15 protein-coding genes are annotated in these 17,867 nt (G+C 39.3%); 9 read left to right on the top strand and 6 right to left on the bottom strand.

The genetic code is table 11. The annotated features are described in order from the left end of the window. The first annotated feature begins 3 nt into the window (after positions 1–3). Positions 4–282, top strand: coding sequence for a YfcL family protein (locus N483_RS12185; RefSeq protein WP_023401568.1), 279 nt, complete (start codon positions 4–6; stop codon positions 280–282). Positions 283–342: 60 nt separating this feature from the next. Here the strand turns inward: N483_RS12185 and N483_RS12180 are convergent, their stop codons facing one another. Next, positions 343–1,518, bottom strand: a complete 1,176-nt coding sequence (locus N483_RS12180; RefSeq protein WP_052027451.1) for an NRAMP family divalent metal transporter — start codon at positions 1,516–1,518, stop codon at positions 343–345. Positions 1,519–1,645: 127 nt separating this feature from the next. Further along, positions 1,646–2,536 carry a LysR family transcriptional regulator gene (locus N483_RS12175; RefSeq protein ID WP_023401570.1) on the bottom strand — a complete coding sequence of 297 codons (891 nt, stop codon included), beginning with the start codon at positions 2,534–2,536 and terminating at the stop codon, positions 1,646–1,648. A 124-nt stretch (positions 2,537–2,660) separates the two neighbouring features. On the opposite strand from N483_RS12175, the gene N483_RS12170 reads away from it, so the two are divergent. From N483_RS12170 to N483_RS12155, 4 genes are all read left to right on the top strand, one after another. Further along, the gene (locus tag N483_RS12170; RefSeq protein ID WP_023401571.1) at positions 2,661–3,629 is read left to right on the top strand and encodes an aldo/keto reductase; all 969 of its coding nucleotides are present in this window, start codon (positions 2,661–2,663) and stop codon (positions 3,627–3,629) included. A gap of 592 nt (positions 3,630–4,221) precedes the next feature. After that, positions 4,222–5,274: a hypothetical protein gene (locus N483_RS12165; RefSeq protein ID WP_023401572.1), complete on the top strand. Its 1,053-nt coding sequence runs from the start codon at positions 4,222–4,224 to the stop codon at positions 5,272–5,274. Between the two features lie 178 nt (positions 5,275–5,452). Beyond that, positions 5,453–6,694, top strand: a complete 1,242-nt coding sequence (locus N483_RS12160; RefSeq protein ID WP_023401573.1) for a hypothetical protein — start codon at positions 5,453–5,455, stop codon at positions 6,692–6,694. A gap of 356 nt (positions 6,695–7,050) precedes the next feature. After that, positions 7,051–7,434, top strand: coding sequence for a nuclear transport factor 2 family protein (locus N483_RS12155; RefSeq protein ID WP_023401574.1), 384 nt, complete (start codon positions 7,051–7,053; stop codon positions 7,432–7,434). 123 nt (positions 7,435–7,557) lie between these two features. Here the strand turns inward: N483_RS12155 and N483_RS12150 are convergent, their stop codons facing one another. Further along, positions 7,558–9,387, bottom strand: a complete 1,830-nt coding sequence (locus N483_RS12150; protein ID WP_231105451.1) for a spermidine synthase — start codon at positions 9,385–9,387, stop codon at positions 7,558–7,560. A gap of 280 nt (positions 9,388–9,667) precedes the next feature. Here N483_RS12150 and N483_RS12145 point away from each other — a divergent pair, with 280 nt between their 5' ends. The 4 genes from N483_RS12145 (at position 9,668) to N483_RS12130 (ending at position 15,376) form a co-directional block, all read left to right on the top strand. Next, positions 9,668–11,689: a winged helix-turn-helix domain-containing protein gene (locus N483_RS12145; protein ID WP_052027440.1), complete on the top strand. Its 2,022-nt coding sequence runs from the start codon at positions 9,668–9,670 to the stop codon at positions 11,687–11,689. A gap of 435 nt (positions 11,690–12,124) precedes the next feature. Then, on the top strand, positions 12,125–13,435 hold the full coding sequence (locus tag N483_RS12140) for a hypothetical protein (protein WP_023401577.1): 1,311 nt from the start codon (positions 12,125–12,127) through the stop codon (positions 13,433–13,435). Between the two features lie 17 nt (positions 13,436–13,452). Then, positions 13,453–13,854: a hypothetical protein gene (locus N483_RS12135; protein WP_023401578.1), complete on the top strand. Its 402-nt coding sequence runs from the start codon at positions 13,453–13,455 to the stop codon at positions 13,852–13,854. 448 nt (positions 13,855–14,302) lie between these two features. Next, positions 14,303–15,376, top strand: a complete 1,074-nt coding sequence (locus tag N483_RS12130) for a hypothetical protein (RefSeq protein ID WP_023401579.1) — start codon at positions 14,303–14,305, stop codon at positions 15,374–15,376. 394 nt (positions 15,377–15,770) lie between these two features. On the opposite strand, the gene N483_RS12125 is transcribed toward N483_RS12130, so the two are convergent. The 3 genes from N483_RS12125 to N483_RS12115 all read right to left on the bottom strand — a co-directional run bounded on the left by N483_RS12125 (position 15,771) and on the right by N483_RS12115 (position 17,844). After that, complete coding sequence (locus tag N483_RS12125) at positions 15,771–16,577, bottom strand: alpha/beta hydrolase family protein (protein ID WP_023401580.1); 807 nt, start codon at positions 16,575–16,577, stop codon at positions 15,771–15,773. Positions 16,578–16,821: 244 nt separating this feature from the next. Further along, a complete protein-coding gene (locus N483_RS12120) occupies positions 16,822–17,316 on the bottom strand; it encodes a hypothetical protein (RefSeq protein WP_023401581.1) in 495 nt (164 codons plus the stop codon). Between the two features lie 105 nt (positions 17,317–17,421). After that, positions 17,422–17,844: a hypothetical protein gene (locus N483_RS12115; protein ID WP_023401582.1), complete on the bottom strand. Its 423-nt coding sequence runs from the start codon at positions 17,842–17,844 to the stop codon at positions 17,422–17,424. Positions 17,845–17,867: the final 23 nt, after the last annotated feature.

Below are 17,867 nucleotides of genomic sequence, written 5' to 3'. Positions count from 1 at the left end.
GGAATGTCATTTGAAACCTATGTAGAGGCTGCACAGCAGTTTTTTGATGAATTAGTTGACCGTGCAGATGATGATGAGCTGTTTGCTGGTGGTTATTTACGTGGTCATTTTGACTTAGCAGTCGGGTACGCACAAGTTGAGGAGCTTGATCTTCAACCTCAAGAATTAAACAGCAAAATTGAAGAGAGCCTGGTTAAAGCGTATCGAAATGGCGAATTAACAGATGAAGACAAAGAGCATGTTGTCAGCATTTGGGAGCAAGTAAAAGCGCTTGCCGCTTAATCTTTTAACACTCATGACTTAAAAGTCATGAGTGTTACCCCTTGCGGCATTCTCTTCCAATTACAATACCCAGCGCCAAACTACAAACAGCATTGAAAATGACACCAAATAGAATAAACCTAGTGTAGCTAGTACTTTAACTGCTTTTGGTTGTGAGTCATAAATCTCTCCTTTGATCAAAGACAAATTGAGCCAAGCAAAAAATGGGGTGGTCAAAAATGCCATAGTCATGGCAAACATCAGCATATCTTTTAGGTTGCCTTTGAAGAATAAGACAACCACCATACCAAGGGCTGATTGCAAGCCAATTATCAGAGACAAGCTATATTTCTTCTCGTGTGGTTTTATGACTTTTATAGCTTCATCCAATGTTCGTGCGTAGCCATCTAATACGGCAAGTGTCGTACCAAACATACATAAAAAAGCCACCACAGCGATAAGCCAACGAGACCATTCTCCGATAGTCAGAGCATACATATCAATAAGTTGTTTTGAAAATGCGACACCTGCCAATTCAATTTTCTGTTCTTGGCCATATTGCAGCATCACGCCGAGTATGAAAAACATCAACGCGAGCCCTAACGTTAAAGCGTAGCCGAGGTTGAAATCAAATAGGCTTTGTTTTTTGGTGAGATTGCTTGTTCTCAATTTACTTTTCAACCACAGAGAGTTGATGGCTGATATTTCAATAGGTGCAGGCATCCACCCCATCAATGCCACCATAAATCCCAGTAATGCAAGTTCATAGGGAGAAGGCGCAATTTGCGGAGTCGGATGTGCAGGCCCGTTTGCCAGCGCCACTACCAGCGCAGCTGTTGTTGCTATACATAGAAATGCCATAATTACTTTGCTAGCACTGTCTAGTAGCTTGTAATGGCCAAAAATGAGTATGCCTAAACAGACAAACAAAAGCCCAAAACTCAAGGTGGTTAATGCCAAGTCACCGGGCAAGATATATTGTAAGAGCGCTGCTGTTAACAGCAATACACCGGCTGTGTTTACCACCGCAGCGAGTAAATTGATGATAAAAAACAGATAGAAAAGAGAGGGGTTCTTGTCTTTGTAACCACGTACTAAGCTCTGTTTGCTATGTATTGTATATTCAACACCAAAACGAAAAAATGGATACTTGAGCACATTGACGATGATGATAAGCCACAACAGCTGCCAACCAAATAATGCGCCAGCCTGTGTTGCTGCGACGAGATGAGAGCCACCTACGGCCGCCGTCGCCATTAAAATACCGGGACCTAACGACTTACTTTTAGAAATAATGCCTGATAACACGTTGTTTCCTTGTTTTTGTTTGCTATGTTAGCGCGTGAAAAAAATTATCCAAGTGAAAACTTTATGATACAGCTTGTTAATTTTTATTATCACAGTTGGTTTGTTCGAAATATGCTCTAACAAATTGAATAAAAGTTCTGAGTTTATGCGCAGGTTGTGCTGTTTGTGGGTAAAACAAATACATGCCGTTACTGCGTTTTTCTATAAATTCATCTAACACGGATATTAGCTTTCCTGCTTTAAGCTCTTGTTTCACAAAGTAGTCAGCGATGCGGATAAGTCCTACATTTTGCAGCGCGTATTGTTTCACCAAGTTATTATCATTTGTTGAAAGCCATCCCGTAACGGAAATAGACTGTTCCTTAAAAGGCCATTGCTTTTGTTGATTGACCACAATACATGTGTGGTGGGCTAAATCTAATGGTGTAGTTAAGCAGTCTGCCTCACTTAAATAGTTAGGCGAGGCTGCGATAATATGTTGATAGTCAAAAAGTTTTATGGCAACCATATCTTGAGGAGGAGATACAGTGGCTCTAAAGGCTACGTCATAGTCTTTGACGTTTAAATTGTGTGTGCGGTAACTTGCATCAATTTCAAATTCTATCTCACGGTAGCGCTTTTTAAATTCACAGCAGATCTCGCTCAGGTAAACTTGTGCAAACATGCGCGGAGCGGTGATACGAATGACCCCTGATATTTCGTCATTATTTACACTTCTTTCGAGTTCAAATAACTGGGCTCGGATCAATTTACCTTGCTCATATACTTGCACACCATATTGAGTCAGTTTCACATTTCGAGTCGTTCTTACTAACAGAGGCGTGTTTAATACCTGCTCAAATCGCTTTATTTTTTCAGATAATTGTCCTTTAGAGATCCCAAGAGCGAGTGCTGCCTTGGTATAACTAAGCTCCTCTGCCAATTTGACAAAAAGCAGCAGCAATTCAATGCGCTTATGCTCATTCACTTTTACTATCCTAAAATTCATTGTTTACTATTTTGAACAAAGAGTTCTTTTTTTATCTCTTTTATTCAATTTAAAGAACAATATCATATAGGCACATAAACTTTTCTACCAGTAAGAGTAACGTATGAATACAGGTATTCCCTTACACAAACACTTTCCTCTAGCAAGCCCCATAGCATACGGATGTATGGGCCTTGGCGGCAACGGGCCGCACATAGGAGATAGTGATGTCAAACAAGCACGTGAGGTCATTGAGTTTGCGCTGGCCTCTGGCATCAACTTTTTTGACCATGCTGATATTTATCGCGACGGCAGAGCTGAGCAGGTATTTGGAAAAGTAGTGACTGAAAACCCTTTGTATAGAGAAAGTATGATCATTCAGTCTAAATGTGGCATTCGGAAAAAAGATGGTGCACAAGTTGGTCGGTATGATTTTTCAAGTAGTTGGGTAAGGGAATCTGTAGATGGCATTTTATCGCGTTTAAACTTGGGATATATAGATGTATTGATGCTGCATAGGCCCGACCCACTGATGGTCCTAGACGAGCTAGCGGAGCAGGTTTTACGCCTTAAAAAGCAAGGGAAAATCAATCATATCGCTGTATCTAATATGAACTTACACCAAATTTCATTTTTGCAAAGCGCGTTAGACATGCCCATTGTCAGCAACCAGATTGAAATGAGTTTGCAAAGATTAGACTGGCTTGATGATGGGGTATCTGTCGGTAGTGAGCGCAATAGCCAAGTTGACTTTGTCAGTGGGACGTTGGAGTACTGCCAACGACATCAGATCCAGCTGCAAGCGTGGGGGAGCTTGGCAAGAGGGCTGTATTCTGAGCAAGGTATTGATTCTAACGACCCAAAGGTAAGAGCAACAGCCGAGCTGGTCAAAACTCTAGCGAATAAATATCAGGTTGGTTCGGAAGCTATTTTGCTTGCTTTTTTGTTACGGCATCCAGCTAAGATCCAACCTGTGATTGGCACAACTCACGTAACACGGATCAAAAGTGCAATACAGGCGCTAACAATTCATCTTGAAAGAAGTGATTGGTACAATCTGTATGTAACTTCGAGAGGAAGGCCACTGCCTTAGAAAAGTAACTTAGGTACAAGATAGAGCACTGTGGCTATGACAACATAGCCATTTGCAAAACAGCTCTTTTACCCTCTTTAAACCCTTCTATGCAAATATACTGACTGCGTAAAACGTTTTAACAGATGATTGTCATAGTGTGAAACCTCTTCGTCGAGGTTTTTGAAGTAAGTTATCCGTCTTGAGTATTAGTCTTGTCATAAAAATCTAATACTCTTTTTAACTGGAATTATCTGTCGTCATTGGCGTTGAAATCTTTGGTAATTAGTTAAGTTATTGATATTTAATACTATTGTTTTGGTTTTTTAAGCGTTTTCGCCTTGCCGTGTTTATGTAAAAAGTACTAGTGGTCGTATCAGTGCTTTAAGATCTTGAATGAGTTAAATTTTTCCGCCTTTTGCTCACTGTTTGTGCCTTTTTTGATGTAATACCAAAAGCTCATTTTTCACAGTTTAGCTAGAGCTTTTGTTTAGATATTGGTAATAATAATTGCAACTTTTGACATGGTCACTAGCTGAATTTTGGTACTTTGGTACTGGTTGTCCAGGGATGTTTGCTTTATACAGCTTGTTACACACCACTGGAGTGTTATATGCAACTATTTGAAACCCATACATCTCGCTTAGCCAATGGCTCTCGGCCTTTGGCCATATACGTACTTTTTACGTTACTATTATTATTGTTGACTGTTTTGAGCTTTCCAAGCAAAGCCTTGGTGATTATGTCAGGTGAATTAGACAAGCATCTCAAGTCTTACAATTATGGTACAAAAGCGGATAATAAGTGGGTTCAGCCAAGCCATGAATTTCAAGAGGGGTTTGGGCTATTGTTTGCTGCCTTTCATCAGCAAAACTGGCCGCTAGCCAGTGAGTTGGCCGCTGGGTTAGATTACCAAGTGATCCAGTTTAACGATGTCGATACCGATAAAACATACTATTTGCTTCAAGAAAAGTATCAGCTACCCAGCGACAAGTTTATCGGTGGTGGTACGTATGTACTTAACACACAAGGCACAAATGCCGTTTTGCAAGCGCCACACCCAAAAAGAGACTCATTTACTGGTACACAAGCCATAGATGCGTTTTTATATACACAAACTAAGTTACTTATGCTGGCAGGCACACGGCGAGATAGCAGCCATGATGTGAGCGAATGTACTGGTACAAACTACTCGGCCAGTGATGTAGCACATCAAACAGAGTCATTGTTCCAAGTAGTGCACGAATATATGAGTGATTTTGATTTGAGCACCATATTTATCCAATACCATGGGTTTGGAAAAACGACTCGCGCTAAGCTTCAGGCGCAGTGCGGTACTGATAATGATTTAATGCTGAATTTAAGCGAAACAGTTCGTTACTCTACAAACCCACAAGAGCATAGTATTTTGCATTCAATTCGCCGCAGTGTAGAAAGTGAAGGCGTTATTAAAGCGTGTGTTTACGGGAATGATACCAAAAGCTTAGGTGGCACATGGAATGTCCAAGGTCGTCATAGCAACGATTCGGTTGATAGCTGTCACAAAAGCGCAGATGCATCTTCAAAACGATTTATTCACCTTGAACAAAGTTATGGTGTTAGAAAGTACCACCGTGATGCAATGCAGAGACACCTTAAAGCTGCATTGGACGAGTATTTTCAGTAACGTCTCCCCCTCAGTAAACCGAGTGGTTAAAGGGAATATATGCCCTTTAGCCACTTTTTTATTTTCTAACCCTTTGCTTTGAATAAAATATTGTATAAAGTGATGAAGTCTGGAATTTAGGTACTACAGAGGACATGTATACCTTTCCAGCATTTTCTTTATTTATTTGGAGTAAACAATGAAGTTCCCAATTCTCTTCTCAGGGCTTGCAGTTGCAGCTTTTTCAGTCAATGCCCAACTTAATATTCAACTAACAACTCAGTCAGAAAACCCCTCAATAAGAAAGGAAGGCGGTGTACTTGAGGTTCAAAAAACAGTGACAAACAACGGTGCAGCTGACGCATCGGTCAAAGTATATAGCCATGTTGTATTTCCAGACGGAAAAACCTACGTAGATGCTATTCCAACTGAGTTATACCTAGCACCAGGTGAGAGTTATGCAGATGCCAACATGCTTCTAAATGTGCCTGCCAGCTTCCCTCGTGGTAGTTATAGCTATCATTACAGCGTGTACAATCAGGACAATAGTCAAATTCTGAGTGACAGTGTGACGTTTGAAAAGAAAAGCCGCATCATCGATGTGGATGTTAGTCACAGCATCGCGTGTGGTACAGATATGACTGGTACTTTATGTTGGAAATTAACCGACGGTACTCAATATATGCCAACGCCGGAGCCGTTATTTGATATCAAGGATATCGCAATCAATCATAAATCTGGTTGTGCGATTGTTGGCCAAGAAGTCAAATGTTGGACCAACAGGCATTCAAGATATAGGGTTGATTCCTACTGGAAGTCACTGCCAACAGCTGTGACATTCACCGATCCGCAAAAAATATTTGTAGCCCATACTTCAGAAAATTATTGCGCGATAGACAGTGGCGAGATTGTCTGCTGGAGTTCAGGAAAATGGAATCCAGGTGCGGTAAATACTGCACCGCCTAGATACTCAGAGCTAAGAAATCCAAGTGATATAGAAGTTGGTCGTTCAGCTGCCTGTATTCGCCATGATGACGGTATTGACTGCTGGGGAGCAAAAAGCTTGCCCTTGGTATCTGACGTACCGACTTTCACGAACCCAACTCACCTTGTTGTTGGTTTAAGCTATGCGTGTGCGAAAGGGGATGAAGGTGTGAAATGCTGGGGCCAAGCACCTGCGGCAGATATTAACGCACCTGAGCTTTTACCTCACACTGAGCTAAGGTTTGGCTATCCAGGGGTTAACTCTTACGATGAACGAGGTATGTCTGGTTGGTCAACTCGCCCTGCGCAGATTGGGCCTTATGAGATGCAAGAATTGGTCAACCCAATCGATATAGACTTTGATTATGGCTACGTATGTGCGCTGGATGACACAGGAATTGTATGCGGTGGAAGAAACAACGCTGCTGCCACAGTACCTGCTCGCTTTAAGTACTAACTCCTTAGGAAGGAGATCACCGCACCTCAGCAAATAGGGTGCGGTTTTCGCTCAGGTGAGCGAACCCTGTATTGAGGAGGAAGCTCATCATACGCATGCTCTCCTCGTATTAAGGTTAAAGCGTTGAAAGAATTTCAGGCTGCTTTTGTTGACCGTTTTCACTCCCAACCTCAATGATTTTTTATAGATAATTGCACGAAGCTTTGGACTGACGCTCTTTTGCATGCCGATAAATAAAGCCGCTATTTATCCAGATAAAATACCTTTCTTTTTAACGCGAACACTTTGCTTTTTATCCATTTGTCTGTAGTTTGTTATTTGACCGAATTGCAAAGTGAAAGTATAGGGATATGCGCATGTTGTATAATGATAAAGCGGCACTCATCGACCAATATATCAATAGTTATAATGCATTTAATATTGAACAAATGCTGACATTGTTTGATGACAGCATTGTGTTTGAGAATGAATCAAATGGCGAAGTAAACGTGAGGGCAGAAGGCAAGGTGGAATTTGAAAACCTTGCAAAGGAGTCAGCCAAGCTATTTAGCGCGCGTAATCAGACGATAACGGATCTATATATTGATGAGACTCAAGCGAAAATCAGCATCGACTATTTAGGCGTACTCGATGTAGATCTGCCAAATGGGCTTAAAGCTGGCGACGAACTATCGGTAAAAGGGCAATCTTTTTTCGAGTTTTGCAATGGTAAAATTAGTTACATCAAAGATGTAAGCTGATGGTGATTTATTATTGTCTGAGTATGTTGGATATTAAAGGGAGCGCTAGGGTCTAGGCTGCAATAACCTTAGTCCAAAACTTTTCCGGCTAAGGTTAAGCTACCTAAAACAGACTACACCAGCCTACAACATAATTAATGGCAATAAACTATGCTTTTCATCGGTCCAAGTGAGCATGTTATGATCCTCGGTGCCCACGGTAGTGGCACGATTTGATAGCAAGGCAATGATACGCTCGTTACTAGTTAATACTGCCCACTTGGAGCTTAACTGAGCTGGGTTGTTATTTAAGTGTTCAAATAGCAAAAGCGTTTTATCAAATTGCTGACTATGACTGAGTAAAATTGGCATCAAATCGATATGGTTATTGGAAATATGCATGAGCAAAACACCGTTGCGTTTCATTCGTTGCCAATAAATGGTCATTGCTTCTTCAGTCAATAAATGAGTTGGGATGACGTCACTGGAAAAGGCGTCAATGATAATGGCATCTTGAGCAGGGAAGAGCTTAGCTACTTCATCAGCGATAAGCTGGCGTCCATCTCCTATTTTCACTTCCAAATCTGCTCGGCTGCTTCGTAAATAACTAAAGTACCGCTGGGCCATATGATGTACCGCAGGGTTAAGCTCATAAAAAGTCAGTTTGTCTTGATGCTTTGCATATTTTGATAATGTACCAGCCCCTAAACCAATTATGCCTATGTTCAGTGGACCATTCGATTGCAGAGCATTAAGTGTTTTGGCGACTCCAGTTTGCGCGTGATAGTAGCTGTTTTGATTATTTGGATGTCCTTCGAGTACTTCTGTGCCATGAATTGTTGTCCCGTCAATCAAACGTCGTTCTATAGCCGTGTTTAGGGGGACGTCCTTAACCGAAATATAGCCATAGAAGTTTCTTTCGCTAGCGATGTCTAACTTCGTATATGCTTGGTTTAATAGTTTAAAACCACAGACGGTTACAGCGAGAGTTAGGGCGTATATAAATTGAAGTGATTTTGTAGTTGTTGCTTTTTTAAGGCTGGGCAAGTGAATGAAGATCACCAAAAATAATGTAATAGGGTATTCAAGTAATTGATTAAAGATTATGGGGGCAATAATTGAACATAAGAGACTGCCTATAACGCTGCCAACGGCAATGCAAAGGTAAAAAGAGGTCATTGACTGGCTAGCTGGCGCAATTGATTTGAGTGTTCGGTGACAAACAAAGCAGCAAATAAGCTGTATCAAACAGTACATACTGAGTTGTTCAATTGCACTAAATTGTCCACCAAGAAAATACATCATTACGCCTGCAAAAACGGCGAATATGAGTGCGGCTAAAGTATAAAAGCTCTGTTTTGGTGCTGGTAACCAAAAGGCGGCGATGAAAGTAAGTAGATATATGACTAACGGAATAATCCATGTAAGGGGCATTGGCGGGATGTTGACGTTGATCATTTGTGTTGTGGAGATCAAGCTCATTGAACTGCACGCCGCCAGCACAATGCATAGGATCCGTTTATCATTGAAGTTTGTTGAATTGGTCGAGGTTTTTCGATCTGGCATTTGAGATTTATGCTTGAATAAAAGGACTGAGAGCATGAACACCATAATAACAAGTGAGGCTAGGGCGGTTATCCATATTTGCTTTTGCATGGTCAGGTCTAAATAGACTTCAAAAATAAACGGAAAAGAGAGTAAGGCGACAAGGGAGCCTAAGTTTGACCATCCGTACCAATGGTAAGGCACCGATTTGTGGAAAATTGCACTATACCAATGCTGCATTAGAATAGATGTTGCACTCAATATAATGAAAATAGGTCCAACTTGTGTCAGTAAATTAATCAGAACTGACCAGGTTGGAGGTAGCATTGTCAATGTGCTTTTATCCACTTGAGAAAATGTCAGAGCAGTGGCTATGGCCATTAAAATTAGATGCAGCCATATTTGTGTTTTTACCTTTATTCGGCTCATGTAGTGCGCATAAAGATAACCACAAAGTAAAAAAGACTGATAAAAAAATAAACTTGCGGACCACACAGAAGCTCCCCCTCCGAATAGAGGCAGTTGTTCTTTAGATAAAATTGGTTGAATTTGAAACAGCAAAAATGCGCTGAGTACTATAATCGAAGTAAAAAGGGCTGGTATCATAGTTTATTGTGAATATCGTTAAAGTTACTCGACAGCTTGCTAAGTTCCTAGAGTCAGTAGCAATGTAATATCCCTAGAGTTTGTCTTAAGAAAAGCTTAATATATGAATAATAAGCTTATTTTGGAGTTGTATGTGTCGAAGTTTGAGATAGGGAGTTTTCATGTTGATGTAAAGCGCTGCCAGATCAGGGAGTTTGACTCGGTTCAAACCATCGAGCCAAAAGTGATGGATGTACTTGTGTACTTACATACACACCAAGGCAACGTTGTAAGTCAAGAGGACATATTTTACGCGGTCTGGCCACAGGCAATATTTAACCCAAGCTCAGTACAAAGATGCATTGCAATTCTCAGAAAGGCATTTGGGGATGATGCGAAAAACCCATCGTTAATCATTACACACTCTAAACGAGGGTACAGTTTAGAGCTGCCTAAAGTCGAGTCCAAAAAGCAGCTGCTTATCATAGGAAGCGCCGTAATTGTGGCTTTGCTTTTGGCCTCAATTTATCTCTTTATGCAGAAGCAACCAACCAACAAAACCGAATTTTTGACTTTATTACCGATCAGCACAGGTGAACATAATGAGTTTTCATTTGTTGTTGCACCAAATGCAGAGCATATTGCCTTTTTGCGCGAGCAAGAAGGTGGTAAACATATTTGGGTTAAGCAGCTACAGACAGGTATTGAAAAGCGTTTGACCAAGTCACCAGCAGACTACACTAGTTTGGGTTGGCGACCAGACAGTAAAGGTCTCGTATTTGCTAAACGAGATGAAAAAACGTCCTCTTTGGTTATTATCAACCTAGACTCAACCGTAAACCCTGAACATAAAACAATTTATACGACATCAGATTTTATGATCTCAAGTCACAAGCTGGATTGGGCCAACGATCATGTCGTTTACTTTACTGAGAAGCGCAGAGAAAATAGTGATACGCAACTTGTTACAGTTAATTTGATCAGTGGAGAAAAAGAAATCCTAAATCAGTCTGTAGGACAAGATTGGCTGCTGATGCAGGCGCTATCACCTAATCGAACACATGTGGCTCTTGGGTTTGAAGCTGGGCAGAATATGTACAGAATCGATTTGCTTGATCTGGTAAAAAATGACATTCAGACGCTAGTAACAATTGAGAACGGGTTGAGTGGGCTAAGTTGGCATCCAGATGGCAAAAGCATTTTGTTGAGTAATCGCGACAAACTACTATCAGTAAATTTGGCTGGGGATACAAAACCTATTGAGTTTAAAAACTACAAAATAGTTCGAGATGCTGTTTATTCTGCTGATGGTAGTGAAATATACATGGAGCTGGTAAATGTAGACGTGGATATACTCAACAGCACGCGAGACAACCCCAATGAGCTAGTGCCCATCATCGATTCATCTTCTGTCGACTACTTACCTGTATTTTCACCAGATTCATCTAAATTTGTGTTCGAATCTCATCGTTTTGGGCTAAAACAATTATTTATATATGAGAGTGGTCAGGCTCGATTATTGTTTGATAACCCGAGCAATCATGAGTTATTTGGAATTGCATGGTCTAAAGATGGCAAAGAGGTGTTCACTGCCAGCAAAAATGCGATTTTTCGTATTGATATTAGCTCTGGTGTTGTAAGCGAAACTCCTCACACCTATCACTCATTCTATCTTCGAGAGGCATTCAGGAATGAAGATGCGTTACTGGTTTCTTATCGTGCTCAAAATGGTAACGGTTTTCATGTTGCAAAGTTTGAACTAGATACCGGCGAGCTTAGTGCATATCAAGCGTCTGGTGCGCGCCTTTCATGCTACTCGATGAGTCTTGATGACAAAGATACCGTGTATTTTTCAAATGAGTCAGGCGTTTTTAAGTTATCTGAGCGCAACCAAGTAGAGACTGTTTGGGAGTCTCAAAATAAAGGCATAATTGGGGTGACAGCAAAAGAAAATACATTGTTTGTGACAGTAGAAAAAGAAAATGAATATACGCTCTTGGAGCACAACCTATTGTCCGGCGATACTAGAGAATTCCCGCTTGGCAATAAAGAACAGAAAATGTTGATCAATGCAAACCATGATTATTCCCAGCTGTTATTTCTGACTGAACCTAAGCGGAATAAAACACTCGTTAAATTGAAGTAGTGAGTAGTGTAGGGGGCGCAAATTACGAGGTCCCCGAGGTGCTAACGTTTTTCAAATATGGGGTGGGTACTATAACGAAGGACTCTTACGGACAGGCATATCTAAGTGGTTGGTAATATAAAAATATGTCTTGTATAGCTCGTCAAGATAGCTGAAGAGACAAAATTATGGATCAAACTTGGGTTTTCGATAGTTTTTGGTTTGGTAGCTTTGTTCGTGGTTTTGTCGCAGAAATACAATGATGAAACCCAAAAATGGGCATTTAGTACTTTATCTTTACTAGCAGGTGTTTGGATAGGCACAATTAGCTGACGTGCCTAACAAGTCAATTAACTTCGCGCCTTCGGTGCTGGACGCACGTACATTCCGTTGGTTACAGTTATTAAGGCGTTAGGGCTTAAGAGAAGCACCGGTATCGGGGTTGGTTTTAGAAATATGGAAGATTTAAGACAAAGTAGTGTACAAGAATGTTTATCCAGATTGTCGATAGCTGAAAGTCCTAGTGATGCAGTATTAGCGTGGACTTCGCTACAAGGTCGTCACTCTGATTTGGTCGGGTTTGTGTGTTTGGAATCATATAAAAGGAGTGCGCTACCATTAAGTATTAAGAAATATACAAAATCACCTATCGAATACTTGGTGCCCTATTTCGAAACGCACCATATATATTTTCTTGAAGATGAACTACTGTCTGACATGTTTGATTCGAAAGAAATCAAATTTGGTATAGACTACACTCTTATGTTCGATACCAATATTGCTAGTTATATTAACAGACTGGTTAGAGGCGAACCATTAGGAAAATTACAGCCTAAAATAATTACGCTTGTAGATGAAATTCTGAATGATGATTTAAATTTCGATTCATTATTTTACATGGTTGAGAATGTAAAAGATTTACTTCACTTAGTCGAAAGTGGAGGTATGTCAAAGATGAGTTTCTGGAAGTCCTTGAACAAGGATTTTCGGAATAACCTAATAAGCTTACAATTGTTTAGTAGCATTGATTGTAAAGAATATAAAAAAAACTGTAATCCTAAACCCGTTTTTTCTTACCGGGAAGCCGCTAAAAGAGCAATAGACTTCAGTTATGACTTTTATATGTCAAAAGCTGGTAAAGAACACTTAGTTGAGTTTTTAATTATCCAAAGGCTTATCTTACTTCAGCTGATAGGTATGGTTCGAATACAGTTGTCTTCTAACAGAAATGCTAAGAACAAAATGATTGAGTATTTTGACTATATTCATGAGGTGGTTGGAGCATATTTTGACAGGGAATCTATAGTAGCTCATAAGTACTTTCTAGACAGAAAAAATGTTGAAATCTTTCATAAAATTCAAAAAGGAAGAGGAACTATTAGGCTTTTAAAACAGTTGGATAATATAGCTTGGGATATGGCTTCTCCTAGATTTATGGAAAAATTAATTGTAGCTATGAATGGTATTGGAGAGGGTCGTTATTTTATACCTATGTTTATTTCTTTCGATAAAAAGTTGAGGAATCTGTTGTCTTTATACCCAGTAAAAGGTGCGGTATACAGTAAATCAGAAAGTACACTTCTTCCAATTCCGAAGATTAATACAATGGAGTATTTTAGGCACCATGGATGTGACAAAAAGTTAGAGTATCTTTACAGTGAACCAATAAAGTCGGAAAGAATGGCAAGAGGTAAGCCAACAAGAAAAAGTGTTCACAAGCTTATTAAGCAGGAATATTCAATACTTAGAAAATTACTCACCGCTTAGGGAGGCGTTCAGTGCCCATGATGAATAAATTTAGCCGAAACTTCTTACACTTACTTGAATCAACTTATCCTAATTGGCAAGGTTTAGCTCGAGAAGTGAATGGATATTTTGAGTTAGAGATTGCTAGTCCTGATTATCCCGAACTGGAACTTACTATTGATACCGATGAAGAAGAAGTTATTATCGGTTTTGGAAAATATCATTGCCATTGGGATGGACTAGGGTTTGAAAATATAGAAGAAGAGTGGCGAGATGTGCTGCAATTCATTGATAATTTAATCACTAATAAAATTCAGATTGTTAGCTGGTATAAAGATGGAAATTGGAGCGGTTCAAGTTGGGTGTATAGGGGAGAAGAATACGAACCAAATTCAGCTTTTGATAATATCGAATATACTTCATGGTTAAGCGGCATATAACAAGCCGTTGAAGAAAAGGGCATAAACCAGTTGGTTGATAGCTCGACTCTCTAAAGTATAACCAGCTGATTTTATTGCCTACTAGCGGGGAGTTAAGGGATCTCCTCATAATAGAGGGCTCCCAAGCCGATTTATCAAGTGCACATATTCGCGTATAGCGCAGTGCATCTGTTTCCCTGTTATAACATAATCGCTTCGTCGTCTATTTGCGTGCTGAGCATACAGGGCGAACCAATAGAGGATAATGGTAGCCTGCAAGCGAGTAATAACAGTATATAACCCTTTGTGTCTATCTCACTTCTCCCTCTCTTATTTTCTCTCATTTTCTTACATCAGAGGTCATTATAATAATTAGTGCTTTATGGTTGTTAATTGACCGATTTTAGCTTTGCAGTCTCGATGTTTTGTTTTACATTGGTTATTGCAACAATAAAAAAGGAATGATTTTATGTATAAACCATTAATACTTGGCTCTTTGAGCTTAATGCTAATTAAACCAGCCTTGGCTGCGACAGTTAATATGGATCCTTCATGTAGTGTCGCTACCGATGTCAATAACCAATGTCAGGCAGCCTTTATCAGAGCGGTTAATCAGGCTGGACCAAATGGCACGGTACACTTCACAAAAGGGGTATATAACGATATTGGGTTCTATCGTTGGAATTTCAGTGGGCAAGTGATTTATGAAGGTTTTAAAATTACTGGAGATGGTATGCATCAAGTCAGAATAAATGCTTCAAGTCGTGGCTGGGATTTTAGAGGGATGAAAAACGTCTCTATTGAGAACGTTGAGATTGTTGGTGCCTCAGGTAATCAAGGTAATCTAATAAATGCAGGGGCAGAGGCTAAAGAGGGTAAGTTTAATTTGTATCGTGTATCTCTGCGTAATGCTGGTGTGGATTTAATCAACCTAAATGGTTTCAATGAAGTATCTATTGTTATCGGCAGTTTAATTGAATCTGGGTTAGCTGGGCGTAAAGAAAGCGACGGAGTCAGACCACAAGGGTCCGGGATCACGATTAGCAATATCAATAAAGGTTTAATTAACAACACGTATTTTAGTGCGACCCGAAAGGTCGGCGTACTAGCTATGCTAAATGTAAATAATCTCACATTGTCTAATAATACCTTCCGCCTCAGAAATTCTGGGGTTGAAACAGCGTACTCACCGATGGGCGGAGCTTGCTTTTACCAATCAAGTGTCAATAACAAGAATATTAAGTTCTTAAATAATCAATGTACGGATTATTATGTGAATGGCATAAGAGTTATGGGTAAGGGGATGGAAGTACTCGGAAACCATTTCAACCATGATAAAACCCTAGACCCTACATGTAGAAATACCCGTATATACCCTGTAGTTGACCAATATTCAACTAAGAAATATGCGGTTAAAAGAGAGTATTCATCAGGTACTGTATTTAGCAAGTCGGGGTATAGAGATAATTGCTTTGGGTATGGCTGGGGCACGCCAGAAACATGGAATACCAATACAATCAGTCATCGTATACACCCACTATAAGTGAATTACTCAAAAGTGCGCGGTTATGTATAAATCCAGAGCTGGCACTTTTATAAATTGCCAAGGGTTTGACCTTATATGGCTTTTTCAATATTGACTGGGTGATTAGCCCAGTCTATAGTTTCAATGCTGAATTCAAGGGAGAGTGAGCGTTAAATTGAATCAATTCATTCAAATGGTGGCGACAAATAACCTAAAGGATTACGGTAAAATATCCTTCCCCCAGAACTTCAGAGTTAATACTTTAAATTTTCATTCTATTCGTAACGTACTAACTAGTGTTCCAAGAAATATAATGCCTCGGCAATAGATTTAAGTTTATATCTGTACGTATACTTTTAATCATCTACTAAAATTAATTTTAGCTACATGCACTTTTTGTAACATCACAAAGCTACTTTATAGCCGCTAGCATCGTTGAGATCACTTGCTCATTTTGAAAAATATTGTGATCACCTTTAATAACGTGCAGTGACACATTTTTGCCATGCTTTTGAAGTGCTTCATAGTATTCTTTCGTAAGATAAGGCTTGGTAATGTCATCATCTTTACCAACAATGAGATCAACTTTAGTATTTATTGACACTTTCTTAGCTAGTTCTACGGGGGAAGAAATGTTTAAATCACCGCTAAATAGTTCATATTTATTCCGTTTAAGCATATCTTTTCGCCAAGCATTGATGTTGCAAGGGCAAGAAATAACAACAGCATGATTTACTAAATCAGGAAAATCCCCACTAAGCTTAGCTGTAATAGCTGCGCCACCAGAATGACCAATTACCACAACTTTTTTTGCACTATAGTGTTTTTTTAAAGCTCTAATCGACTTTCCTACTTGACTAACACGCTGATCATCGTAATTATCTCCTACGGTTTCACCTCTTTCACCATCGGACTTTTTATTAAAGTCATCCGTATAGCCTGGCCTTAACATACCAATAGAAATTACATTTTCTTGTTTCTCTGCTAAATACTGAGCCACTCTGTACTGAACACTCGGATTCCAGAATGGGGAGTCACCATGAAGTACTATTGCTAGTGTAGGTGATGCAGTCAGCTTTGTACTTTTATATGTTTCAACCACTGTACACGTGCTATTCACCAAAACTCCGCTCTCTATATCTTTACATTTAGCATGAGTTTGAACACTAAATGTCATTAATATTATATGTAAGCTAATTAAGGTAACTACTGAATTCATAATTTTCTTCCCTTTACTTTTATTTAATTATGTAAAAAAACTTGTATCTAATCCTTCAGCGTATGAGATAAAACAATGCACCTTATGTCAATAGCTTTATTGTATTGGAATTTAACACTAAGAAACGATTTGGATATATCTGAGAGGTTTAACGCCTTAATAAATGGAAAAAGAGAGTAGACTAAAGTAAGCGGAGAAGGAGTGAAAGCCAGCTATGTTTCGCTCTTTGTAGCTTAAGGTTTTGTTATACATCGACAACTTCACATTCCCAATTTTCCATATTTGATATGAGTTCAAAAATGAAAACTATAACAAAAGCTAACACGGAAAATACAATGCATAACCAAATAGGAAGGATTCCTTGAGTAATACCCACTCCTGCTAGAGCACCCAAGACTAATGGAGGGATCCAGTAATAAATTGGCTTTTTAGGCGGTTTTATATATTTTAGCTTATAAAGTTTGATAAGTTGGCCTTCTTTAACCAAAGAGCATTCATTGTCACCATTAATCAGGTCTTTACTCTCGAAATTAACCTCATACTTAACACCGTCCACTACAAAGCGATGGCTAGATTTCAATTTGTAGCTCTGGCTTTCAGAAACCAGGTTTCCATTAACAGAGACAAGTTCTTTACCTGAAAAAGGGCTACATTTATACACTATTTCATTCGAGTCAACTTTAAAAATGAAGGTCGCACCTTTTTTGAATGATACTTCCACAAATTCATTTATTTTCATCCAGGTTCCCTTAGATGTATAACGCCGCATAATGCAAGGTTAAACTTAGCGGCGAAGGAGTACAAGCCCGCTGTTTTACGTTTATTGACTAAAGTGTTTGTTAGGCTACTTAACTTCTTTTATTTTTAATTGAACTTTAGAGTCTACGGCCATTCCTGAGGAATTTTCATCTTGTATCATATCGCAAAACACTTCATAAGTTTTCGAAGCTTCTATTGCAAAAACAGCTGAAGGTGTAGCAATATATCTACGTTTTACACACTCTGCTGCTATTCGGTATACACCTTTTGGTAGTGAAATTTCATTTATTTTTGCACTTAATGAACTTCTATTCGTGATTTCGGAGTGATTAACATCATAGATATATAAAATCCATACAACATAATTATCCGTTACGAATATCTCCTTGCCTGCTTCGGTTTTAAGAGTAGCTAACTCATGCTTGTCTATATTATTTGGATTATAAAGTTGTGGCGTGCCACAACCTGCTAGAGTCAATATAACTAAAAAAACTAGCACTTTTATCACAGATATATTCCTTAATCATAATG

This window comes from Pseudoalteromonas luteoviolacea NCIMB 1944, assembly GCF_001625565.1.
In the GTDB taxonomy this organism is placed as follows: domain Bacteria; phylum Pseudomonadota; class Gammaproteobacteria; order Enterobacterales; family Alteromonadaceae; genus Pseudoalteromonas; species Pseudoalteromonas luteoviolacea_F.
Note: the sequence above shows the minus strand (reverse complement) of the source record. Positions and strands in the feature narration are given on the sequence as shown.

Bases quoted from the DNA above. Each gene is read 5' to 3' on its own strand.
- N483_RS12185 (WP_023401568.1), top strand. From the start codon at position 4: ATGTCATTTGAAACCTATGTAGAGGCTGCACAGCAGTTTTTTGATGAA.
- N483_RS12180 (WP_052027451.1), bottom strand. From the start codon at position 1,518: ATGGCGACGGCGGCCGTAGGTGGCTCTCATCTCGTCGCAGCAACACAG.
- N483_RS12170 (WP_023401571.1), top strand. From the start codon at position 2,661: ATGAATACAGGTATTCCCTTACACAAACACTTTCCTCTAGCAAGCCCC.
- N483_RS12165 (WP_023401572.1), top strand. From the start codon at position 4,222: ATGCAACTATTTGAAACCCATACATCTCGCTTAGCCAATGGCTCTCGG.
- N483_RS12160 (WP_023401573.1), top strand. From the start codon at position 5,453: ATGAAGTTCCCAATTCTCTTCTCAGGGCTTGCAGTTGCAGCTTTTTCA.
- N483_RS12155 (WP_023401574.1), top strand. From the start codon at position 7,051: ATGTTGTATAATGATAAAGCGGCACTCATCGACCAATATATCAATAGT.
- N483_RS12150 (WP_231105451.1), bottom strand. From the start codon at position 9,387: ATGAGCCGAATAAAGGTAAAAACACAAATATGGCTGCATCTAATTTTA.
- N483_RS12145 (WP_052027440.1), top strand. From the start codon at position 9,668: ATGAATAATAAGCTTATTTTGGAGTTGTATGTGTCGAAGTTTGAGATA.
- N483_RS12140 (WP_023401577.1), top strand. From the start codon at position 12,125: ATGGAAGATTTAAGACAAAGTAGTGTACAAGAATGTTTATCCAGATTG.
- N483_RS12135 (WP_023401578.1), top strand. From the start codon at position 13,453: ATGATGAATAAATTTAGCCGAAACTTCTTACACTTACTTGAATCAACT.
- N483_RS12130 (WP_023401579.1), top strand. From the start codon at position 14,303: ATGTATAAACCATTAATACTTGGCTCTTTGAGCTTAATGCTAATTAAA.
- N483_RS12125 (WP_023401580.1), bottom strand. From the start codon at position 16,577: ATGAATTCAGTAGTTACCTTAATTAGCTTACATATAATATTAATGACA.
- N483_RS12120 (WP_023401581.1), bottom strand. From the start codon at position 17,316: ATGAAAATAAATGAATTTGTGGAAGTATCATTCAAAAAAGGTGCGACC.